General features: G+C 49.6%; 19 protein-coding genes and 1 pseudogene. 7 read left to right on the top strand and 13 right to left on the bottom strand.

Annotation, left to right across the window (positions count from 1 at the left end; genetic code table 11):
• Positions 1–58: 58 nt before the first annotated feature.
• The 5 genes from AACY82_RS13505 to AACY82_RS13485 all read right to left on the bottom strand — a co-directional run bounded on the left by AACY82_RS13505 (position 59) and on the right by AACY82_RS13485 (position 7,671).
• Positions 59–3,484, bottom strand: coding sequence for a CBM35 domain-containing protein (locus tag AACY82_RS13505; RefSeq protein ID WP_339617364.1), 3,426 nt, complete (start codon positions 3,482–3,484; stop codon positions 59–61).
• 508 nt (positions 3,485–3,992) lie between these two features.
• Positions 3,993–5,288, bottom strand: coding sequence for a TRAP transporter large permease (locus tag AACY82_RS13500; protein WP_339617363.1), 1,296 nt, complete (start codon positions 5,286–5,288; stop codon positions 3,993–3,995).
• A gap of 10 nt (positions 5,289–5,298) precedes the next feature.
• Complete coding sequence (locus AACY82_RS13495) at positions 5,299–5,775, bottom strand: TRAP transporter small permease (protein ID WP_339617362.1); 477 nt, start codon at positions 5,773–5,775, stop codon at positions 5,299–5,301.
• Entirely contained in the window at positions 5,775–6,743 is a 969-nt protein-coding gene (locus AACY82_RS13490) for a TRAP transporter substrate-binding protein (protein WP_339617361.1), read from the bottom strand. The genes AACY82_RS13495 and AACY82_RS13490 overlap by 1 nt, the downstream gene beginning before the upstream one ends.
• Before the next feature lie 22 nt (positions 6,744–6,765).
• Complete coding sequence (locus AACY82_RS13485; protein ID WP_339617360.1) at positions 6,766–7,671, bottom strand: sugar kinase; 906 nt, start codon at positions 7,669–7,671, stop codon at positions 6,766–6,768.
• 250 nt (positions 7,672–7,921) lie between these two features.
• Here AACY82_RS13485 and AACY82_RS13480 point away from each other — a divergent pair, with 250 nt between their 5' ends.
• Positions 7,922–8,617: a FadR/GntR family transcriptional regulator gene (locus AACY82_RS13480; RefSeq protein ID WP_339617359.1), complete on the top strand. Its 696-nt coding sequence runs from the start codon at positions 7,922–7,924 to the stop codon at positions 8,615–8,617.
• Positions 8,618–8,664: 47 nt separating this feature from the next.
• Here AACY82_RS13480 and AACY82_RS13475 read toward each other — a convergent pair whose 3' ends face one another.
• Complete coding sequence (locus AACY82_RS13475) at positions 8,665–10,140, bottom strand: mannitol dehydrogenase family protein (protein ID WP_339617358.1); 1,476 nt, start codon at positions 10,138–10,140, stop codon at positions 8,665–8,667.
• Positions 10,137–11,543: a glucuronate isomerase gene (gene uxaC / locus AACY82_RS13470; protein WP_339617357.1), complete on the bottom strand. Its 1,407-nt coding sequence runs from the start codon at positions 11,541–11,543 to the stop codon at positions 10,137–10,139. The genes AACY82_RS13475 and uxaC overlap by 4 nt, the downstream gene beginning before the upstream one ends.
• A gap of 372 nt (positions 11,544–11,915) precedes the next feature.
• Here uxaC and tpiA point away from each other — a divergent pair, with 372 nt between their 5' ends.
• The 3 genes from tpiA to AACY82_RS13455 are packed head-to-tail and all read left to right on the top strand — an operon-like array spanning position 11,916 to position 14,761.
• Positions 11,916–12,692 carry a triose-phosphate isomerase gene (tpiA, locus tag AACY82_RS13465; RefSeq protein WP_339617356.1) on the top strand — a complete coding sequence of 259 codons (777 nt, stop codon included), beginning with the start codon at positions 11,916–11,918 and terminating at the stop codon, positions 12,690–12,692.
• 16 nt (positions 12,693–12,708) lie between these two features.
• Entirely contained in the window at positions 12,709–13,791 is a 1,083-nt protein-coding gene (gene fbaA, locus AACY82_RS13460; protein WP_339617355.1) for a class II fructose-bisphosphate aldolase, read from the top strand.
• Positions 13,784–14,761 carry a class 1 fructose-bisphosphatase gene (locus AACY82_RS13455; protein ID WP_339617354.1) on the top strand — a complete coding sequence of 326 codons (978 nt, stop codon included), beginning with the start codon at positions 13,784–13,786 and terminating at the stop codon, positions 14,759–14,761. The genes fbaA and AACY82_RS13455 overlap by 8 nt, the downstream gene beginning before the upstream one ends.
• A 78-nt stretch (positions 14,762–14,839) precedes the next feature.
• Here the strand turns inward: AACY82_RS13455 and AACY82_RS13450 are convergent, their stop codons facing one another.
• Positions 14,840–15,265 (bottom strand): helix-turn-helix transcriptional regulator, encoded by a 426-nt coding sequence (locus AACY82_RS13450; protein WP_339617353.1) that lies wholly within the window; start codon positions 15,263–15,265, stop codon positions 14,840–14,842.
• A gap of 345 nt (positions 15,266–15,610) precedes the next feature.
• Here AACY82_RS13450 and AACY82_RS13445 point away from each other — a divergent pair, with 345 nt between their 5' ends.
• Positions 15,611–16,858 carry a glycoside hydrolase family 5 protein gene (locus AACY82_RS13445; RefSeq protein ID WP_339617352.1) on the top strand — a complete coding sequence of 416 codons (1,248 nt, stop codon included), beginning with the start codon at positions 15,611–15,613 and terminating at the stop codon, positions 16,856–16,858.
• An 89-nt stretch (positions 16,859–16,947) separates the two neighbouring features.
• On the opposite strand, the gene AACY82_RS13440 is transcribed toward AACY82_RS13445, so the two are convergent.
• A complete protein-coding gene (locus AACY82_RS13440; RefSeq protein WP_339617351.1) occupies positions 16,948–18,297 on the bottom strand; it encodes a gluconate:H+ symporter in 1,350 nt (449 codons plus the stop codon).
• 490 nt (positions 18,298–18,787) lie between these two features.
• Here AACY82_RS13440 and AACY82_RS13435 point away from each other — a divergent pair, with 490 nt between their 5' ends.
• Positions 18,788–19,684, top strand: a complete 897-nt coding sequence (locus AACY82_RS13435) for a hypothetical protein (RefSeq protein WP_339617350.1) — start codon at positions 18,788–18,790, stop codon at positions 19,682–19,684.
• 17 nt (positions 19,685–19,701) lie between these two features.
• Positions 19,702–20,343, top strand: a complete 642-nt coding sequence (locus tag AACY82_RS13430; RefSeq protein ID WP_339617349.1) for a hypothetical protein — start codon at positions 19,702–19,704, stop codon at positions 20,341–20,343.
• 48 nt (positions 20,344–20,391) lie between these two features.
• On the opposite strand, the pseudogene AACY82_RS13425 reads toward AACY82_RS13430, so the two are convergent.
• The 4 genes and pseudogenes from AACY82_RS13425 to AACY82_RS13410 form a co-directional block, all read right to left on the bottom strand.
• Positions 20,392–20,580: pseudogene (locus AACY82_RS13425) on the bottom strand (DNA translocase FtsK).
• Positions 20,581–20,892: 312 nt separating this feature from the next.
• A complete protein-coding gene (locus tag AACY82_RS13420) occupies positions 20,893–22,158 on the bottom strand; it encodes a GDSL-type esterase/lipase family protein (RefSeq protein WP_339617348.1) in 1,266 nt (421 codons plus the stop codon).
• A gap of 33 nt (positions 22,159–22,191) precedes the next feature.
• On the bottom strand, positions 22,192–23,037 hold the full coding sequence (locus AACY82_RS13415; protein ID WP_339617347.1) for a fumarylacetoacetate hydrolase family protein: 846 nt from the start codon (positions 23,035–23,037) through the stop codon (positions 22,192–22,194).
• A gap of 38 nt (positions 23,038–23,075) precedes the next feature.
• Complete coding sequence (locus AACY82_RS13410) at positions 23,076–23,801, bottom strand: SDR family oxidoreductase (protein ID WP_339617346.1); 726 nt, start codon at positions 23,799–23,801, stop codon at positions 23,076–23,078.
• Between the last annotated feature and the right edge of the window lie 14 nt (positions 23,802–23,815).

Below are 23,815 nucleotides of genomic sequence, written 5' to 3'. Positions count from 1 at the left end.
CGCCACTAAAAAAACAGCTTAAAGCTAACCCCAGTAATCACTGGGGTTAGCTTTCTACTTATAGGCCAGTAACGCCTTCACCGTATTCTAGCAAAAAGTCCGGCCACGCGGTGGCAGGGCCAGCTACATTTTGCGCATTAACCCTTTCTAGGTAGGCGTTGCCAGTAGCGTTGGCCTCCAACACAGTGCTACCAGTGCCATTGATATTAACGTCACCAATGTACAAACCTTCTACCCGTTTTTGCCAACTAATTAAAAACGCTTGGTAGGTGCTATCGACAATATCAGTATTGGTAATACGAATAGGAGCAGTGATATCCAATGAGTCCGCAAAGATCCAAATTGCCGGCAACTCAGTCTCCCAGTTGGGCTCATAGCCACCGGTGCGGATTAACTCGCAGTTATCAACAATAGTGGTTCCCGTCAGCGGCGTCGGGTTAAAACGCGTACCGATAGCGATACCAGCTGAGCCCGTTAGGGTGTCGCGAAAGATATTATTGCGCACTTGATTAGCTGTGCCGCCGTAGATACCCGCACCATTACCCAATAGCGGCGTTTGTACGGTATTGTTAATAAAAGCACTGCGGGTCACAGCTTCCCCCTGGGACCACATGGCTAGTGCATCGTCGCCGGTATTACGTATAACTGATTGGGTGATATGCGTATCTAAAATACCTTTATTTAGATTTACACCATCGGCAAAAGTGTTGCGAATGCGCATCTGAGTTGCCAGCAAACCCTCCGTACCGCTGACTGTCCACAATCCGACTTTAGTGTGTTCGACCCAAACATTTTGAATCAGCGATCCCCGCCCAAAGTTTCCCTCAAACGCCGCGTGATCGGCTCCATCATTACGCTCAAAGGTTTCACCACTGACCATAAAGTGGGCCAGCGTAACGTTACCACCGGTGGCGTAAAAACCGCCTTTACCATCTTGCCCCGCAATAACTGAGTACCAAGGGCCAGCCCCGGTAACGGTGATATCGGCAACATTCACGCGATCACGCAATGTGAAAGTGCCCTGAGGTAACCATACGCCCGTACCGGCATTGCGCGCAGCAATAATCGTATTCAGCACACTGTCGTAATCATCGATACCGTCGTTGGCAACTGCGCCATACTCGGTAACGGATATAAAACCGGGCGGTTTTGCACGCGGTGGCTCGAGCATTTCTAACTCGATTAAATCAATATCGTACCACTCGGCGTTGGAGTTACTATCAACCTGCAAACGCAAAGTGGTACCAGCTGGCAGCACCTGCGCAAACTTAACACGGGAGTCATCAAAATAACGCTGCGGGCTGCCCTGCGAAGGTTGGCTAACATAGGGATAGCTACCGTAAACCCAACTGTAGTAACTGGTCACTTCATGGTCTAGCAGTTTATTGCCATTTGCATACACGGCTATCGTTTGCGCCTGACCTACACCATCTAGGGTATCGGGAATTGAGGCCCGCAAAACCATAGCGTTGGCCGGCTGCGTCAACGTAATTTCTACATACTGACCCACTTGGTTTAAACGTACGGCTTTGCGACCTGAGGCCTCTGCCTCCATTTCGTGAAAGATCCGACTGGGTCCTCGTACAACGGCATTTGTTGAGCCCTCTTCGGCTTCGTAGGTTTGATACCCAACTGTTGCGCCCCGATCCGCCAACCCCGAGCCATCTTGCAGCGTAATGCGATCCAGCAAATAGCCGCCAGTGTTGTCGTCTAAAGCATGCAAACTTATCGTACCGACGCCACGACGCAACGGCATGTCGTACGCCAAGGTTTGTAGGCCGCTGGTAGGGGCTAGTTCGATCTCACCTGCCACTAAGCCATCAATACGCAACTGCGCCACTTTAGTATCGTTGGTGGGGTTGTCGTAATGAATACTCACCACTTGACGGCCGGTAGTGCCAGCATTCACCGTAAAAATTACCCGTGAGCCGGCCTGGTTACCCTGAGCCACAAATCCGGTGCCCGTAAAACCGCTAACATCGCTGCGCACTTCGGCACCGCCGCTAAAGAATCCGCGTTCGGCTTGATAGTCAGCCCCGCCCACCGGAGTTGTCGGCTCAATGGGATCAACCGGGTCAGGATCAGGTGGCGTCACTGGGTCGGGATTGTCCTCTCCTAAAAAGGTCACATCAACGGCATCAATATTTATGTTGCCCGAATCCGTGTTCGCAAAAAATAGTTCAACTTCTTGTTCACCACTGGCTAACCAGCGATTAACCGTTACTTGCTGCCAGGTTGCCCATCCACCACTTGCAGGGAAGGACACTTGCGCGCCGGCGGGCGTGCCACCTAAAACACTCAAGGTTTGCGTGGTAGGTGTGCCATTGGCGTAACGAATGGTTAATGCATGATAGCCAGGCTCACTGATTGCCAACGTAAAACGCGCTCTTGCCAGGTTTTTATTGGCATCAATAAACCCGCCAACAAAACCTGTACCATTGTAGCCCCCATGCTCCGACTGCAAAGAAGTACCACCCGATAATGTCATAGCACCTGCGTCAACATTTCCCACTGAAACTGGCTCAGTGGGGTCAGGGTCTACCGGGTCCGGGTCAGCGATAATTTTTTGCAGTGCGATATTATCAATATTGACATTGCCAGTGTCCGTCGCGCCATAGCGAAAACTGGCTGGCTGTACACCTGCTACTAGCGACGCCGAAAAGCTAACCGTGCCATAATCACCCCATCCAGCGGTAGCGGGCAACGCGAGGGTTTGCGCCGCACCGTCAACCACAAACGTAATTGATCGGGCACTTCCCGTACCATTGGCATAGCGTAAGGTAAAACGGTAATCACCTGAATCTGCCAGGCTCACATTAAAATCTGCTTGGGCACTGCCTTGGTTTGCGTCGGTAAAACCACCTACATAACCGTCACCGGAGTAACCGTCGTGCTCCACCTCAATGCGGGCACCACCGCTTAACCCCACATGCTCTAACTGCAACAGTGAGTCGACGGTTAACTCGCCATTGGTTACCACCGGCGCATTGCCCTCGATACTAAGCCGATCAAGGTTAACATTACCGCTGTTATCATTGTTAAAGCGTAAACTGACGATATGCGAGCCCGGATCTAATGCAATAGATTCACTTGCCGTTTTCCAATCGCCCCAATGAGCGCCAGCGTTAAAAGTGACCGTGCGCCAATAAGTGTCATCAAGATACATCGCAAGGGATTTCGTCGATCCGGTACCATTGGCATAACGAATATTGGCGACATAGTCACCCTCTTTTGGGGCGTCGACGATAAAGTCTACTGCCGCGCTACCACGCTCGCTATCGGTAAAACCGCCAAGAAACCCGGTCCCCGAAAAGCCATCGTGGTTATTCTCAACCCGCGCACCGCCGTAATATCCGGCGTTCTCTGCCTCGTAACTTGCCAAGGTTTCGGCGGTCGCCGACAAACCCTGTATCGCAGCTAACACACCCACTACTAAACTCGTTAACGCCAGCCTGCGGCTGGCTATCGTTGTTACATTACGCATATAAGATTCCAGTTATTATTGGTTTATGATCGTATTTATGGAGAGTCGCCTGAGACTAGTTTCACGGCCTACATATGACCGCTAGCAAGCTCAAACAGCATCTTGGAGTGTAACGACAGGAAGAGCTTATTCAATGTTCGTGAAAACGTATTCAGAAGAGAGGTAATTCAAGGATTAACCGCACAAAAACACCTATACCGCGTCGGCTATTTTATTATTTTTTTTATATTGAATGTTAACAGCTAATAAAAAGTGATGAAAATCATAGGCATGACAATAAAATTATAACCAATGATACATTAATAGACGATGTCACACTTAGAAGCGAGCGTTGCAACGTATTTCTTGAATACGTATGCATAGGTTATTTCGCTAAATCACAGAAATGTCGACCGCCTCACAAAGCCAGAGTACCACGATAAAGAGACAGTACTTCAGCTCTGTGAGCGATGATTTACACGCTTGCGCATTCTAGGCGAAAACTAACCTCAGTAAAAACAAGAAAAAATTACAGGCCAAACACCATAGGCAACCAAGTCGACAATGCGGGCACACAAATAATAATCAACAGTGCGATAAACATAGCTAAATACAACGGTAGGAGCGGCGGTATCACTTTCGCCAATGACGTTTTACCAATACTACAGCCCACAAACAGTACGCTACCCACCGGTGGAGTACATAAACCAATAGATAAGTTTAGAATCATAATAATGCCAAAGTGAATTGGCGAGATGCCTAATGCCTCTACAATTGGCAAGAATATTGGAGTGAAAATTAACACCGCTGGTGTCATATCCAAAAACGTACCTACCAGCAGCAGCAAGATATTGATCATTAGCAGAACAATAATAGGGTTGTTGCTAAAGCTCAAAAAGAAGTCGCTAATAGATTGCGGAATATTCTCATACGACAAAACCCAAGACATCGCTGACGAGGCCGCAATAAGCAACATAACGATAGCCGTCGTACAAACAGACTTATTCAAAACGCCTGATAGGTCTTTTATTTTTACTTCTTTGTAAATCAGAGTAGACAACACAAACGAGTAAAGAACGGCAATGGCGCCCGCTTCCGTTGGCGTGAAATAGCCAGATACAATACCGCCAATAACCAATAATACTAGAAATAAACTCGGGATCGCATCGAGCGTCTTTTTAAGCAGCTCGCCCGACTGTTTTTCCGAGGCGATACCATAGCCTTTGGCTTTAGCGTAAATTGCGCTTGCAATCATTAAACACAAGGCAACGAGCAGGCCCGGAAGATAGCCGGCCAAAAACAAGGCCGCAATAGACACGCCGCCACTGGCCAGAGAATACACAATAAGAATATTACTGGGCGGGATCAACATACCCGTGGTGGAGGCCGTTACCGTTACGGCAGTAGAGAACTCCCGACTATAACCGTCTTTTTCCATCTCCGGTATAACAAAACCACCGATGGCAGAAGTGGCCGCAACAGCCGACCCCGAAATAGCGCCAAATAGTGTACAAGATAAGATATTTACAAAAGCCAAACCGCCAGGCAAACGCCCCACTAAAATTTTAGCAAATTCAATAAGCCGATGAGCAATACCACCTTGCCCCATTAGAAAACCAGACAAGATAAAAAAGGGAATCGCCAACAGTGCAAAGCTGTCAACCCCAGCCGACATGCGCTGCGCCATGGTGGTTGTGGTTGAGACAAAGTCCAAACTTAACAACAGCGAGAAAAATCCCGACAGCGCAATAGCAATGCCTATTGGTACGTTAAGCAGCAGTAGCGCGACAAAGCTTGCGATTAGAATAACAACGGATATATCCATGGGCCTTCCACTAAATATTAGAGTAGTTTTTAAAGGATTCGGCTGAAAACAAAAGAAACAATACGCCACTTACGGGAATTGCAAGGTAGACAATACTGATAGGCAACCCCAAAGATGCAGAGGACTGGTCCAGATCCCAGGCAAGATACGCCAGAGAACTGCCACCGATCAGCAGTATGCAAACGCTAAATATCACGACAAACACTAGAATGGTTTTTACAATTTTATTCTGGGCGTCTGGCGAAAATTTTTCGACAAAATAATCCAACCCAAGGTGAGCACCCTTTCTAAAAACATGAGCCGCACCAAGAAATGCTATCCAGATAAGAAAGAAGCGAGCTAACTCTTCTGTAAAAGAGCTTGGATTGTCGGTAAAAAATCTGGTAACCACCTGCCATGTCACATCTAGAACCAGACCAACCATAAGCGCACTGGTAAACACCTCTAAAAAGTAATCTACCCGATTACACACCTTAGCTAGAGACATTAGCGAACCTCTCGTATGTTGTTAAACAGTTTGCCATACTCGGAGCTTTCAATCGCCTCGTGAATCGGCTTAACACTCTCGACAAACGCACTTTTATCGGCCTCGATTACTTTTACACCGGCTTCTCGAACTGCCGCCAAAGACTCCTGACTTACCTTGTGCCAAAGTTTTCGCTCATAAGAAACCGAGTCACTCATCGCCTTAGCAACCCATTCGCGCTGTTGATCGTTAAGTCGGCCCCAGCTTTTTGTACCCGTAATCACCACATCGGGTATGGATGTATGCTCATCAAGAATTAAGTACTTGGCGACTTCATAGTGCTTTGAGAGATAGAAACTGGGAAGGTTGTTTTCTGCCCCATCAACCACACCTTGCTGCAGAGAGGTGTAAAGCTCGCCCCAGGATATCGGCGTAGGTGCGCCGCCCATGCTTTTTACCATGGCCACGGCCGACGGACTGTTCATCACCCGGATTTTCATGCCTTTTAAATCTGCGGGCGACTCGACAGGATTTTTAGTGGTGTAAAAGCTACGACTTCCCGCGTCGTAATAGCCCAGCCCTTGTATTCGGTAGGGCGTGCCCGAATCTAGCAGTTCTTTACCGATTGGCCCATTGAGCACTTTCCATAAATGTTCGCCATCGCGAAACAAGTATGGCGCGCTGAATATCTTCATTTTAGGAATAAAGGGCTCTAGAGAGCTGGCCGATACTTTGGTGAAATCGATACTGCCAATCTGAATCAGCTCGATTAGCTCACGTTCACTACCCAACTGGCCCGACGGGTATATTTGTACCTGCATCTCACCGCCGGAGTATTTCTCCAGCTGCTCGGCAAAGTACACCATCGAGAGGTGTACCGGATGTTTCGCATCCAAACCATGGGCTAGTTTTAGAACACGGACATCGTGGCTTTTACTGCAGGATGCGAGCGCCACAACCGTAAACGCCAATAGCGCTAATTTTATCATTATAGTTTTCACAAGTTTTATCTCAGTGTTTAATGTTTTCTCGTGCGACTATGGCGCCAGGCTGCTGTATCACGTAAGCCGCACAAGCCTGACCCGCAGCGATAGAGTCCGCCACAGGCTTACCCATTGACTTAGCCGCCAGGTAGGCACCATTAAAGGAATCCCCTGCCGAGGTTGTATCAACCGGCTTTACTACGGTTTTTAACGGATGGTGCGAAAGCTCGCCAGCAATAAGCGAATAGCAGCCATTCTTGCCGTCTTTAATAACGACTTCGTTTACGCCCAATTGACGATAGTGCGCGACACACTCATCTAGGTTGGAAAATCCAAATAACGCTTGCTCATCATCCAGACTGGGTAGAGCAATATCGACCATCGACAAAAGCGCCGTAATGGCCTCTCTCGCCCGTGAAGGAGATTCCCAGCCCTTTGCGCGATAATTAGTATCGAAAGCTACTAATCCGCCGCCTGCGCGAAACTCGCGTAAGAAGTTGTATATTTTGGCGCGATCGTATTCACCAAACAGCGACAGAGTAATCCCGCTGAGGTAAAACATATCAACGTCACCCATCTCGGCAAACAGCTCAGGTTTTAGTTGGATAAGGTCTTTAACCGGTGCCGCCGAGCGCCAGTACTCAAAGCTGCGCTCGCCATGATCATCGGTATTAATGACGTATAGCCCGGGCACCTTACCCTCAAAACGGGTCACCAAACTCGTATCGACACCTTCACGGCGCCAACAATCGAGCAGATAGTCGCTGTATTGATCAGTGCCTAGCGCGGTTAGATAGCGCACGTCTGCTCCTGCACGAGCCATATACACGGCCGCGTTTAGCGTATCGCCGCCATAGGCGAGGCGGTAATCACTGAGGTTAAGCTGAGATAGCTCCAGCATGCATTCGCCAAAGGTCACTATTTTATTTTTCATCACGTTATTTCACGCTCGCCACTTGTTCATTGGCCACAATTGGTAATGCCACCTTACCATGATACGATACAAACATACAAAAACAAAAACAAGGCTTTAATTTTGGTCAAACAGGTTCAATGATTGCGGTAACTTGGTTAATATATGCTACAAATCATAACCAGCTTCGCCAGGCACTGAGCTTTCGGTTCATGGCGATTATCGGATGCCTGGCAGCAGGCTTCTCCCAAATTTTCAGTGGGTTCGTACAGTGGAATTTCGCACGATTAAAACAGACCGTTTGTATATCAAAGTGGCCGAGCAGCTTTCTGGCTTGGTTAAAGACGGCACTCTCAAGCCTGGGGATAAATTCCCGCCCGAGCGTGACCTTGCAGAAAAGCTGGGCGTTAGCCGCCCGACGATTCGCGAGGCGATGATTGCCATGGAGCTATCCGGCATTATCGAAATTCGCACCGGCTCTGGTATTTATGTCTCTAACAAAAAGCCCAAGCTAGACACTGGCGATAAAGGTGTTGGCCCTTTTGAAATTCTGGAAATTCGCTACATTCTGGAAGCGGAAGCCTGCGCCTTAGCGGCCGCGCGGATTACAGACGAGCAAATCGCCCAGCTTAAAACAGCAGTGCGAGACATGGCCGAAGAGGAAAAGCACGAAGACGCCTCTGAAAAAGCCGACTGGACTTTCCACAAAATTATTGCCGATGCGAGCCAAAACAGTGCGATATCGGCCGTAGTTGATTGGCTGTGGGAGCTGCGCAACGAATCCGAGCTGAGCACGGCGTTTCTCGAGCGCTTAAGGCAAGAAGGCGTGCACCCTTCGATAGAAGATCACAAACGCATTGTCGAAGCACTAGAACAACGCAACCCAGAAAAAGCCCGCAACGCCATGCGAGTACACATCGACAACGCCTCTGAAGCGGCCTCAACCTACTTTGACCGGCCAAATTAGTTTGGCCGGTCTGCCACCACTTAAGCCTTAACGCAAAGCCACTAAACTTAACCCGTAACCGCCTCGGCAATTGCTTTATCTATGCCCATTGATGCGATATTTTTTACGTGCTTGATCAGCAAGCACTCGAACATCACATCGTCTTGAAGCTCCTCAGGAAACACCCCAGACTCAGCCATCAGGCTTTTTACCAGCTGAACGTCATCGTCTGCGTTCGCGGCCATAATACTCGCCAGCCCTGCTAAGTTCGGATCACTCACCGGATAAGCGCTGCTTTGCTGGTAGCCCACCAGGTAGCGAATCCAGGCCGCAACAGACAGCGCGATCAGGTTTGGGGTTAAACCTTTTTTCCGCAGGTCAATCGCCGCGAAGAGCAACCGCTGCGGCAACTTTAACGAGCCATCGGTAGCCACTTGAGCATTGCGGTAGGGCACGTGTTTATTGGTAAAGCGCTCGACAATCGCCTTGCTGTACTCGAGCACATTAATTCCATCGGGCACCGTAAGCGACTGGCTTTGCTCATCGCGCATTAGCCGCTCGATAAACTCTTGCACCACCGATCTGGAAACCGTTTCGTGAATATACTCATCCCCCAGCAGCGACCCAATATAGGCGATAGACGAGTGGCTGCCATTAAGCATACGCAGTTTGAGCTTTTCATAGACCGAAACATCGGCCACCAATAGTGCGCCGGCCAACTCCCAGGCGGGCCTTGACCCCACAAAATTATCTTCGATAACCCATTGCCGATAGGGCTCACACAAAAGCGCGCCGTCATCGATCAGCCCTACCGCCTCCGAGACCGTATCGATGACTTGCTCTGTGGCGGCAGGCACTATTCTATCTACCATGGTGGAGCAAAACTTCACGTTATCGTCAATCCAGTCTCGCAAATCAACGTCAAGATTATCGGCAAAATCTTTGACAACGTTTTTAAGAATCTCGCCATTATCGGGCAAGTTATCGCAGCTAATAATGGTTAAACCGCCCAACCCCTTATTGCTACGCTTTTGCAACGCATGGGCTAAATACGCCGGCATAGTAGTGGCTTCGCCCGACCGAATATCGGCCATCACATCGGGGTTTAACTCGTCTAAACGCTGGTTTTTCTGACAATAGCCTTTCTCCGTCACCGTAATGGTGACAATCTTGGCCGACTCACTCGCTATTTGCTCAATCACGCTGCCAGCGTCTTCGCTACCCACTAAAATGTTCTCTAGGCAGGTGATGCAGCGCACGTTTTTCTCGGTCAAAGAGCGCTCCATTATCGTATACAGATAATCCTGTTTCTTTAAGATATTGCGCACGCCGGGACTGCGTAAGCTAACCCCGACAATCGACCAATCACTGTCGGCTTTTTCATTGGCAACCTGGGTATACAGTGCTTGGTGAGCTCGACTAAAAGCCCCAATACCAATATGCACAATTTTATGATCTGAGGTTTTTTTATCCCGTGGCAAGCTCGTAAAGTTCGGTTTAGCTTCTGCAAAGTTCACGAGATTTAAAGGCTTTTGTGGTTTCATAAATGGTACGCCTTTTTCGCTAAGTTGTAGGTTAGATCAACAGCCGCCTCGTGCGCGTCTTGCAAACTCAGGCGCCCGGTTTTAACTAATCCGGCTAAAAAGGCACAGTCGCAGCGCCGGGCCACATCGTGCCGCGCCGGAATCGATAAAAACGCCCGGGTATCATCGTTAAAGCCGACGGTATTATAAAAGCCTGCGGTTTCGGTCATTTGTTCGCGAAACCGCTTCATTCCCTCGGGGCTATCATGAAACCACCAAGCGGGGCCCGCTTTAAGGCTCGGGTAGTGACCGACCAACGGCGCAATCTCACGTGCGTAGTTAGTTTCATCCAACGTAAACAAAATGATCTCTAAGTTTTTGTGGTTACCTAACGTCGATAACAGCGGCCTAAGGTTATTCACAAATTCGGCTTTTACCGGAATATCCGCACCTTTGTCGCGACCAAAGTTTTCATACACAGATTGGTTATGGTTTCTAAAACTGCCCGGATGAATTTGCATCACCAATCCATCATCAATACTCATTTTTGCCATCTCGGTCAGCATTTGCGCCCGAAACAACTCCGCCTCTGCGGCGCTAAAATCACCCGAACGCACCTTAGCGTAAAGTGCCGCAGCCTCTTGTTCGGATAAATCGGCCGTGGCTGGCGTCGGGTGCCCATGATCGCTTGAGGTAGCGCCGTGCTGCTTAAAGAACTCGCGTCTGACTCGCAGCGAATTTAGATAACCGCTATAGCTCGATACACTTTCACCGGTAAGACTTTCTAGCTGATCAATATTATCGTTAAAGCCTGCGTGCTCGGGATCGACCACATTGTCTGGCCGAAAGGCGGTAATCACTCGGCCACCCCACTCCGACTCGGCAATGGTGCGATGATGCTCAAGCGAGTCTAGTGGCGACTCAGTGGTCGCCAACAACTCAATATTAAACCGATCAAACAGCTGACGCGGCTTAAAGCTGTCTTGCGCCAAGCACTCTAAAATTGTGTCGTAGTACAAATCGGAGGTTTTGTCCGACAGTACGACGTCCAGCGCAAAGACATTTTTGAATACATAATCCAACCACGTACGGCTAGGGGTTGCCCGAAACAAATAATAGTGGCTGGCAAACAGGCGCCATGCCTCGCGAGGGTCTACCGCCTTGCCGGCTCGGCCTATTCCCAGCTCGGCCAAATCCACACCCTGACTGTAAAGCATGCGAAACACGTAATGATCCGGTCTAACGAGCAGCTCGGTAGGATTCGAGAAATTAGCATTGCCCGAAAACCAGCTAGGATCGGTGTGACCGTGAGGGCTAATAATAGGCAGGTTATAGACGCTGTTGTACAGCTCGCGGGCAATAGCGCGCTCGCCCGGTTCAGTCGGAAACAACCGATCTTCATTTAAGACTAAGGGTGTATTCACTGATTACTCCAAATTCGCAAAGGCGCAAGCACGGCAAGTGACGTCGTATCGCCCAATAAATGGTATTACCACCTTGCCAATATACCTAGACAGAGCACTGTTTACAACAAATCGTCCTGCTCTTGCGAGCTGATAGCGCCCCTAACCGCCATCATCCCTGCCTAAGCGCCCCCTTAAATACGGCATTTTTTGTATAAAAAACATGCTTATCGCTCACTATAGCGACAACTTTATCCGCCAGAATGACCTCTACTGAAAACTGGTAGGGTTGTCTTACCAATATTTTTACTCTATGATTTGCTCAGATACTGTACGACCGGTTGCCAGCCAAGACCGGGCAATAACATCGTTAATCTTTGGGATAGATATTCAGTGACCAATCAAGACAGCTCTACCACGCCTCGCCGATCATTAATCATCGCCAACTGGAAACTCAACGGCGGTATTGATCTTATGTGTAACTCAATTGCGTCATTGGTAGGCAAAGAATTTGATACTGATATCGCCGTCTGTCCACCCTACATCTATATAAGGGACATGCTCAGCTTGCTGCACCACTCCGAGGTAAAAATCGGCAGCCAAAACGTGAGCAAGTTTGAATCCGGCGCTTATACCGGAGAAACCTCTGCCGAGATGCTAAAAAAAGTTGGCTGCTCCCTTTGCCTTATTGGCCACAGCGAGCGGCGCCAAATGTTTCGCGAGAACAACATCAGCTGCAACATCAAAGTTAAAAATGCACTGACCCACGGTTTAATACCCGTGCTTTGTATAGGTGAAAACTTAGAAGAAAAAGATGCGGGAATCACCAAAGACATTATCTTTCGGCAATTAGACGAAGGATTAAACGCGATAGACACAACCACCGGCGAGCTATGCGTTGCCTACGAGCCAATCTGGGCGATAGGCACAGGAAAGTCAGCAGTACCCGACGAAGCGCAAAGCGTGCATAAATTTATTCGTGAGTGTATTACCGAAAAGTTCGGCAATGACTTTGCGCAGAGAACCAGAATTCTCTACGGCGGCAGCGTTAGCCGCGAGAACGCCTGTGAACTTTTGGATAAAGCGGATATTGACGGCCTGCTGGTAGGCGGCGCCAGTTTGGATCCAGCGCATTTTTTGCAGATCTGCACACAATGCGAATTAAAATAACTATCACGGAGTAGCTATGAACACAGCAGTAAAAAACATAAAACCTGGCGTTGTCAGTGGTGCTGATGCCGACAGCATTTACAATGACGCGTTAACCCGTGGTTATGCCCTGCCCGCGGTTAACGTGGTTGGCACCAATTCGGTTAATGCCGTCCTCGAGTGCGCTAAAGCGGTAAATTCGCCGGTTATTATTCAGCTCTCTAACGGCGGTGCGGCATTCTTTATTGGCAAAGGCGTGGGCGCCGATGCTATAGAGAACTCGGTGCGTGGCTCTATCGCGGCCGCAGCTTATATTGATATCGCAGCAAAATTTTACGGCGTTCCCGTTATATTGCATACCGATCACGCCGCTAAAAAATTGCTGCCTTGGATTGACGGGCTTATCGATGCTAACCAGAAAAGTTTGACCGCTACCGGCCGCACTTTATTTAGCTCGCACATGCTTGATCTATCGGAAGAGCCGTTGGCCGAGAACATTACCACCTCGGCGCAGTACTACAAAAAACTGCACACCTTAGGCATGGGTATCGAGATCGAGCTGGGGTGTACCGGCGGTGAAGAAGATGGCGTCGACAATAGCGATATGGACAGCAGCCAACTCTACACGCAACCCGATGAAGTCGCACAGGCCTACCATGTGTTATCGAGCATTGGCCCTAACGTTAATATCGCGGCCGCATTCGGTAACGTTCACGGCGTGTATATGCCCGGCAACGTGCAACTGCAACCCGAGATACTGAAAAATTCACGCGATTATTTACGCGATCTGCAAGGTACTGCCATTAATCCCCCGCTGCGATACGTTTTTCACGGTGGCTCTGGCTCTTCGTTAGCGGATATTCAAGAGGCCATTAGCTATGGCGTCGTAAAAATGAATATCGATACCGATACCCAGTGGGCAAGCTGGCAAGGGGTATTTAATTACTACAGTGAAAACGCGGGTTATCTTAAAGCGCAAATCGGTAATCCCGAGGGCTCGCACAAGCCCAATAAAAAGTTTTACGACCCTCGGGTATGGCTACGCAAAGCCGAGGTTTCTATGATCGATCGCTTAAAAACTACCTTCTCTGACCTTAATTGCTGCAATCGCTATGAATAGTCTACATTTTAAAAGCTTTGAGAATTTCTTACTCTCCAGTGCCATAGAGCTGGATTTGGCATCCGTCGTAAAAGATATCATCGCCGCCTGCGTGGATATCTCAGGGATTTTGTCTCACAGCACTATTGAGGGGCTTACCGGCTCGGTAGATCAACAAAACAGCTCTGGCGAGACGCAAAAACAGCTGGATGTGCTGAGCAACCAGATCTTAAAAGATAAATTGCGCCTGAATAAATCGGTGAAATTTATCGCCTCTGAGGAGGAGAATAACGTCGTTACGGCCGCTCCCGCGGGCGCCTATGCGGTCGCCTTTGACCCGCTGGACGGCTCAACTAACATCGATGTGAACGGCGCTGTGGGAACTATCTTCTCGATTTTACCTGCGCTGAATGACGGCCACCCAGAGGCCTCGTTTTTACAAAGTGGCAACCATCAATTGTGTGCCGGGTACGTGCTTTACGGCCCGGCGACGCAACTGGTAATTACCTTTGGCAAAGGCACTTATATCTTTACCTTACAAGCCGAGGCCAACATGTTTATGCTGACCGATGCAAAGGTCACCATCGCTAAACAAACCTCTGAGTTTTCCCTTAACATGGCGAATACCCGTTATTGGAAACGTGAATTTGGCAACTACGTACAGCACTTATTGGATGGCAGCGGCGGCCCTCGGCAAAAATCGTACAACATGCGCTGGACTGGTGCGATGGTGGCGGATATTCACCGCGTGATTTGTCGTGGTGGAATATTTTTGTATCCATCAGATAAAAGAGAAAAGGTAATATCGGGCAAACTTCGGCTTATTTACGAGGCCAGCCCGATGGCGCTAATTATTGAAAACTGTGGCGGCAGTGCCTTTGATGAACGCACCTCTTTATTAAGCATCGTACCAACGTCGCTGCACCAAAAGGTGCCCGTTATTGCCGGCTCAACCAATGAAGTACACACGTGCCTAAACTATATGGAATAGCAAACTATCCGATACCGTTCGGCACCAATGATAACGCCACCCGCAGAGGGCAAGCCTGGCCTTCTGCGGGTGGCGCTGCTAAATCGTAACTTCCTTTTGCTCACGTCTATTGGCAAACACGCCAATTGCTGCGCAACAAAAACCACAAAAGGCAGCGCTGCCGCCATAATATAATCCTGCCAGGCTAGCGGTTATATCGCCCGAGACAAAAGCTACCGTAATCCCAATATAGGCACACACAAGCCCTACGCCAGCGCCCGCTAGCCCGTAATTCCGCCCCCGCTGCTGCAAGGCCAGCACCTCGGCCGCCGTGGTATCTACATCCAAGCTGCTGGCGCTAATGGCAAAAACGGCGGCTAGAGCCTTTTTGGACTCCAAAGAACAGCTACCTTCGTTCTCTATTCTTTGCACCGTACGTAAGCTAAGCCCTGAGACAGCGGCGAGCTGATCTTGTGACCAAGACCGATTGTTGCGAAGTTTTTTGATCAGATCTTTATTTATCATTTTCTCCAGGCTCTTTTCCCTGTAGCGATTGATGTGAGCCCATCATCACCCGAACTAACAGGTTTTGGTTACGACAACTCAACGCCAATCGTACGACACTAGCCCAGTAAGCTGCGTAATAGTATCGCATTGACGAATACCACCACCGGCCGAACACAGCATACGTGAGCCCACACCACAATGGCCTCCACCATTATGGTAAAAGCCGGGCCGGCATCAACCGCCTCTGCTATCAAAGTGGCTTATTCAATGAAAAGCGACCGGCAATATTGCCCTCAAAGCTACTTTCTAGTATAAAATACAATTTAAATATAAAAACAACTGATCACAATAGCGAGAGCCCCATTGAAAACACCTACCTTACTTATCGCACTTACCTTAACCTTGGTCTGCACGGCTTGTGGCAGTAGCGGCGGCACCTCAAATCCTGCCAACAATGGCTTCAGTTCCAGCGCAGAACCCGCCGCAAGCGCCAGCTCAGAATCATCTACCGTTGCCAGCTCCGAGTCAGCCAGCTCAATCGCCTCATCAGATGACTCCTCTAGCTCAGACGCTAACGCCTCTCTCACCAGCGTCGCACTCACCCAAAAAATGGGCGCAGGCTGGAACCTCGGCAACACACTCGAAGCCATTGGCAGCGAAACCGCCTGGGGTAACCCCGAGGCATCGCAAAAGCTGATAAACGCGGTAAAGGCTGCCGGCTTCGATACTATCCGCCTACCCGTCGCCTGGAGCCGGTTCTCAGATGAAGCCAACTTTATTATTGAACCAAACTGGATGGACCGAGTAGAAGAGGTGGTTAACTACGCCCTCAATGCCGATATGTACGTACTGCTTAACATTCACTGGGACGGCGGCTGGATGCAACCGACCTACGCCGAGCAAGAGTACGTCAATGAGCGACTTGCCATCATGTGGGCCCAGATTGCCAACCGCTTTAACGACTACGACAAACGTCTACTCTTTGCCGGCACCAACGAGGTCCTGGTAGAGGGCGATTACGGCACTCCAACTGAGGAGTACTACACCGTGCAAAATGGCTTTAACCAAGTGTTTGTCGACACCGTCCGCGCTACCGGCGGCAACAATGCCTCGCGCTTTTTAGTCGTGCAGGGCTTTAATACCAACATCGACCACACGGTAAACTTTGCCGTTATGCCAACCGACCCAACCCACGATAAGCTGCTGATGGAAGTGCACTACTACGACCCGTTTAACTTCACCTTAAATGAAGATAGCACTATCACCCAATGGGGCAGCACGGCCACTGATCCGGCCAAAGCCGAGAGCTGGGCGCACGAGGATTTTCTTAACGCGCAAATGCAAAAGATGCAGGATAAATTCGTCGCCAATGGCATTGGCGTTATTCTGGGCGAGTACGGCGCCATCCGCCGCGAGCAAATCACCGGCCACGAGGCTTACCGTATCGAATGGAACAAAGCGGTAACCGAGTCGGCCCTCGCTCATCAAATCGTTCCCGTGTACTGGGACAACGGCGTGACTGGTAACCACAGCATGGGGCTGTTTAATCGGGCAACCGGTGAGCAAGTTTATCCAGAGCTGATTGAGGCGATAACTAACGCGGCGGAATAAAACCCTATTACTCACCCTCACAAAAAAGGCGACCCACTTATTAAGGTCGCCTTTTTTGTGAGGGTAGCCGTATTTATGGTACGAGCCGCCTACAGCAAAAAACTCAGCACTAGCACCACGGTAACACCTACCAAACCCAAAATGGTTTCCAGTACAGTCCAGGAGGCCAGCGTTTGCTTCTCGGTCAGACCCATATATTGTTTTACCAGCCAGAAACCTGAATCGTTAACGTGGGATAACACCGTCGCCCCGCAGGCAATGGCGATCACCACACAAGCTACCACCGGCTCGGAATAACTACCGGCCTGCACCAGCGGGGCGATCAATCCAGCAGCGGTTACCATCGAGACGGTTGCCGAGCCCTGCGAAACCCGAACCACCGTGGCAATCAAAAAGGCAAACAGCACCACTGGCAGGTTAGAGCCGCTCATCGCCTCTACCAGCGCATCGCCCACTCCGGCAGTAATCAGTACTTTGCCAAACACCCCGCCGGCGCCGGTAAGCAAAATGATCATACCCACCGGCTCCATAGAGCGGGTGGCAACGCGCTGAATCTCGTCGCGACTAAAACCCAGCCGTGTACCTAAAAAATAGAACGCCAACAAAGTCGCCGTCAGTAAAGCCGTAAAAGGGTGGCCGACAAAAGCCATAACGTCCACCAACGGATGCTCCTCGGCCAGCCAAACCTTGGAGGCGGTGTTAAGCAAAATCATGGCAAGTGGCACCAAAATAATACTCAACACCAGCGCAAAGCCCGGCTGGGGCCTGTCAGGTTGGTTCTGTGAATCGAGGTGATCCTGGGCAAACTCGGGCAAAGGCACGTGGATGCGCCCACCGATAAAACGCCCAAACACAATACCGCCGACAATCGCAGCGGGAATGCCCGCCATCAGACCAATCAGTATCACCCAGCCCAGATCCGCGCCCAACAGAGAGGCTACCGCCACTGGCCCCGGCGTGGGCGGAATAAACGAGTGAGCCACCGCAATACCCGCCACCAGCGGAATGCCGTATAACAACAAAGATTTACCCGTGCGCCGAGCCAAGCTGTAAACCAGCGGGATAAACAGGATCAGCGCGACCTCAAAGAACACCGGTATCGCCACAATCAGCCCCAGCGCCATCAGCGCCCAGGGCGCTCGCTCGGTACCGGCCTTCCGAGTCAGGGTATTGGCAATTTGCTGCGCCCCACCCGAGACCTGCAAAATCTCACCAATCATGGTCCCCAAGCCAATCACAATGGCAATATAGCCCAGAGTACCGCCCATACCCTGTTGAATAACACTGGTCACCTCCGCCAAAGGCACACCACCGGCGATGGCCACCGCCATACTCACCAGTAACAGAGCGACAAAAGCCTGCAAGCGTAAAACAATAATCAAAAACAGCAGCAAGGCAATGCTGGCGACGGTCATCGAGAGTAAATAGGTAACAGACATGTTTTTATTATCTCCAGAGCTTTATTGGGCCATGGGCGGGCCGTGTTTTTATTTTACGGTACTAGTGTACCCGCTGTATCTTCGGAAATGTTTTCGGGACATCCAAAAGTTGGATACTAGGATACGTGCTCGACAGAGGGTACGCCATATTCAATGCGTAAAGTTTAGATTTGGCCCTTATCTGCCTCTTGTGCGCTAGCTTTCTTCACGCGCTTTAAGGTCTTTCTCACGCTGTGCGATTTCTTCAGGCGTCATGGTGGTATCTCTACTGGGCCCGTTAAAGCTTGCGCTGATCGTCTTAAAGCAGCCCTTGCTCACCATTTCAGCAAAGTCTTCATCACCTGGCGTGGGGTTGCATCAAGGACGCGTTCCTCCGAAAATGCCAAACTAGATATCCAGCCATAAGCCGGTAGATTGTACTTGGGGTGGCCCACGGTATTGCATGGACCTAATAACCTGAACAGGAATTCACTTATACAGGCACACAAATATGGATTTATTCACTCTTTTACTTGAAGCTTTTGCTGCATTAATTAACATTGCTGCATACGGCATGATGCTCGCAGAAAATTGGGCAGGCATAATACAAACGGCTGCTAGCTGTGCTATTGCCCTTTGCGCGGTACTGGGCACTCGTGCTGCATACAAGGGATTAGACGCCTGGAGGGAAGAGCACGACGGAAAATCTAAGCTGGATTCGGCAAAAAAAATATTGATAATCCTTCACAAGATTTCCGAGTTCCCTACTGCTTTATCTTCACATTACGTAGGTCTTAATAACTTTAAGTTCCCAGAAGAAGGCAAGCGGGATTCTCCAATACAATCAAGAGCAATGGCCATTCAATTAAATAGCTTTATAGATCAAATAGAAGATGAAAATAAATTTGAAGAATATATAACAATACCTGACAAGATAAACAACCAAAGCGGAAGATACACATTTAACCCACCCCTTTACGAAGAATTATCCAAAACCATTGAGGACAAAATATCTGCTTATAACAAATTAAAAGAGGAATCACATTTAGACGTTTTTGATGCAAGCATCACCATCAATAAAGAAATTAAGCCATTATACGAAGAACTCCTAAGAACCTTAGACGAAATGTTTGACACTTATCGACGCGTACTTGTGATTTTAGACCCAAAAAAACAAGAATTCGACAAGGCCTTAAAATACGAAATTATTTACAATAAATTTTCCATGAAGTGCAACTACAACAAAAGGAGACTCCCTGACGAACCTTATATGTCCGGCTTTATCAGAGAGTTTAATGCAAAAAAAATAAAAATAGAGAAGCTAGCAGTGGATCCTCTGAACCACAACCAAACTTCAGAAAAGTTAAGCTGGAGACGAATTTTGAAACGTAAATATAAGAAAATATAAAACTTAAGGGTAATAGGATGATTTTTTACGAATGGGCTTGCTCTATAAACTGGCCGGGGTTTTGGGAAACCATAAGAAACATCGTATTAACTTTGAGCTCTGGAGGAGGGTTTACTCTGGCTCTTTTGAGTTACAACAAGTGGATTAAAGAGCATAAGGGTAAGGATAAGTACGATATAGCGAAAGACATAACACTCTATATTTATACTTTCAAACGCCAAATTGAGAGAATGAGTAAACCTTGGTGGATTACTCTACTGATTACCTACTCTGACTTAGAAAAAGTTTTTGAATCCCTTAAAATCACAGATGAACATAAAGAGAACGTAATCAAACAACATGAAGATCAGATTATAAAAATTAAAGAAACCTGGGTCAGCCTAGAAAAACAACTACCATTCGCTAGAGTTCATTGGGGGCAAGCCACAGCAACGAATATAGAAGAACTCGAAGACTACATGCATCGAATTACAGAGTATCTAGAGTGCTTTAACTTAGCTCTGCAATCTAACAGCACCGGCGCCCTAGTATGTAAGAAAAATCTCATCTCTATGAGCGATAGGCTGGCGCTAAAAACACCAAAATCCCAAGATTATCACGATAAATGGCTCAGAAAGTTTAACGAAGCGATTAGGCCATTCGAGACCTACATAGAGTAAACAAATCGCCTGAAGGCGGCAAAGGACGAAAACTAACATAGTAGGCAGCTAAGCCGCCGAATCATTGTGGTACATCTCTCGGGTACCGGTATCACTCATAGCCGACACAACTCCGTCGGCTTCCATCTGTTCGATCATGCGCGCGGCGCGATTTTAGCCTATTCTAAGGCCACGCTGTACTAACGATATCGCTGCACTGTTCTTCTCTCGCACGAACACCACCGCCTCTGAGTACAAAGGGTCTTCATGATCCCCGGTATTATGATCGCCGGCTATTAAATCTGGCTATTCAGGCTCTGCCGTTAGCGCTGAGTCGGTGTTACCGAATTCGTCAGGATCAGGCATTACCACCATTACTTTGCGCCCCTCACAGTTAACCAGGCCGTGTGCCCCTTCTATCCGAATTGGCACCTTAGGCGCCAGCGCTACATCGGCCCGATGCCGATGCACGGGGCAGCAGTATAGGAGGCGGCGAGAAGCCGAAACAAAAAAGGCGGCCAGACTTTGTATCTGGCCGCCTTTTTGGCGTTATCGCGCTAGCGCAGGGGTTTACCGATCCATGTGCTTCCGAATAAGCGGAATTAACTCATTTGCCAACAACTGATAACCGTATTCGTTGGGGTGGAGTAGATCGGGCATAATCTCTTCCGATAAATTGCCGTCTTTATCCAAAAACACACTGTTAAGGTCGACAAAAAACACTCGCTCATCATCGGCGAAGTTGCGTAGCCGCGCATTGGCTAACGTGTTGTTGCGTCGGGCGTAATCATCGGCGGTGGCGCCGCGTGGGAATATCGCCAGCATGAGGACTTTGGTATCGGGCAAGCGGCGCTGTAGCTCGGTAAGGATTTGCTCGACGCCACGGGCGATGGCGATAGGTTCATCTTGACGATGACCGGTGTTGTTGGTGCCGATCATTAGTACGACCAGCTCGGGGTCAATATCTGCCACTTCACCGTGTTGTAAACGCCATAGGACGTTCTCGGTGCGATCGCCGCTAAAGCCTAAGTTTAAACTGGGCCACTCGGCAAAGGCTTGCTGATAGACGGGCTTGCCCGACTCCTCCCAACCCTGAGTAATAGAGTCGCCGATAAACACTAACTGCGGATCGCTTGCGGACGCGACTTTTAATTTTTGCTCATGCCGCGGTATCCACCAGCTTTTGGCCCAGTGCTCCGCCAACGGCGCCGGTGTTACCGATGCGGTTTGGTAGTCGGGGCAATTAAAAACGATATCGACTTGAGGCGTGCGCGTCTCTATACGCACATCGCTCAGCGTTAGCTGGCCGGCACCACCCGTGGCAAAGCGCAACGGGGTGCGCTCGGCAAACAAGGTGTCGTTTTCGCGCACAAGGCACGACATGGGCACCGCCACCGTTTGTGGCCCCTGCTTAATGAGTGGCACGACTTGATCGGTTAACGATACTCGGCGCTCGCAACCTCCGCCACACAAACGCGCAAAATCAAAGCCGGCGTTGTCAAACTGCTCAAGGTTTAAATCAAACACATAGGCACCGTGGCGGTAAGCGGACAAATTTTTCGGCGCTGAGAATTCAATTTCAAACCCGGTCCACCAGCTATCGTGCCAGCTTACCTCGATACCAGCGGGCGACCTGTTAACGCTGATAGCGCGCGCGTCATCGCCCAACGTCAATGCGCCCGATGCCATTGTTTCGCGCTCATCGTGGGTAAATAGTGTTAGCCGCGTATCATCGCCAGATAATAAGTGCAGCGCATCCGGCTGAGTGTTTTGATTCACTGTAGAGCAGGCGGTTAAGGTCAACGTCGCCACACTTATTAGCAATGCTTTAAACATGCTGCTACCTTTTATTTAGAGCGCGGCCAACCGCTAGGGTGATGGCAAAACCGTTTGGGTTTGTTCGCCAAGCCCCGCCACACCCAAGCTAATTTTATCACCTACGTTTAAATACACTGGGGGCGTTTGCCCCAAGCCAACACCTGGCGGTGTACCGGTCGAGATAATATCACCCGGCTGCAAGCTCATAAACTGGCTCAAGTAAGACACTAACTTGGCCGGTCCAAACACCATATTTTTAGTGCTGGAGTTTTGATACATCTTACCGTTAACACTGAGCCAAATCCCTAAATCCAATGGATTTTCGAGTTCATCAGCGGTGACTAAATAAGGGCCGATAGGCCCAAAGGTATCGCAGCCTTTGCCTTTGTCCCACTGGCCACCACGCTCTAACTGAAAGCTGCGTTCGGACACATCGTGCACTACACAGTAACCGGCGATATACTCAGCCGCATCGGCTTCGTCCACGTAACTGGCCTCGCGGCCAATCACGATACCCATCTCCACTTCCCAATCGAGCTTATCTGAGCCACGCGGTTTTACCACGCCATCGTTGGGGCCGGTTATAGCGCTGGTGGCTTTCATAAAAACCACCGGCTCTGCCGGTACTGCTTGGCCGGTTTCCTCGCAGTGATCGACATAGTTCAAGCCAATACAAATAAACTTACCTACACGGTTCACACAGGCGCCGATACGCTGCGCGTTGCTTACCACGGGCAGCGTTGCAATATCACAGGCTTTAATACGGGCGATACTATCGGGCGATAAACTATCGCCATCGATATCGCTCACCACTGAGGATAAATCGCGAATTTGTTGTTGGCTATCGAGTAATCCCGGTCGCTCTTTTCCCGGCTCACCAAAACGCAATAATTTCATAATTACACCTTGCTTTATAGATAAATTTTCGCGGGCTGTTAGTTGCTCCAACCGCCGTCGATAATATTAATGGTGCCGGTGGTAAAGGCACTGTCGTCGCTCGCTAAGTATAAAGCCAGCTTGGCAATCTCCTCGGCCCGGCCCATGCGCCCCATCGGTTGGCGCGCCACAAAAGCTTGGTAGGCCGAGTCGTAATCGCCAGTGGCGGCCAGGCGCTGCTCGAGCGAAGGTGTTTGTACGGTGCCGGGGCAAATGGCGTTAGCGCGAATACCCTCGGTTATAAAATCGGCGGCGACAGCTTTAGTCAGCCCAATTACGGCCGCTTTTGTCATGCCGTAGGCGCAGCGGTTGGGCGCGCCTTTGATAGAGCTGGCGACCGATGACATATTAATAATTGAGCCGCCGCCGGCACTGCGCATGCCCGGCAAAAACGCTCGTATGGTGTAGTACATCGAGTTGATATTGATATCAATCGAGCGCTGCCATTCGCCCGGTTCGCAATCAAGAATACTACCCGAGTGTACGTAACCGGCACAGTTAAACAAAATATCTATTCCCCCAAGCTCGGTAGCCAACGCGCTTACGGCAGCGCTATCGGTCACGTCCAGCTGGTGGGTTTCGCAATCGAGGTTTGCTAACGCATCGCCGTTGATGTCGGTGGCGATCACCCGTGCGCCCTCGGCCATAAACTGCAGCGCGGTAGCGCGGCCAATACCTTGGCCGGCGGCGGTTACCAACGCGGTTTTATTGTTTAATCTCGCCATAGTTTTATCAGCCG

Source organism: uncultured Gilvimarinus sp., assembly GCF_963972205.1.
Classification (GTDB): domain Bacteria; phylum Pseudomonadota; class Gammaproteobacteria; order Pseudomonadales; family Cellvibrionaceae; genus Gilvimarinus; species Gilvimarinus japonicus.
This window is presented reverse-complemented; position numbering and strand designations above follow the sequence as displayed.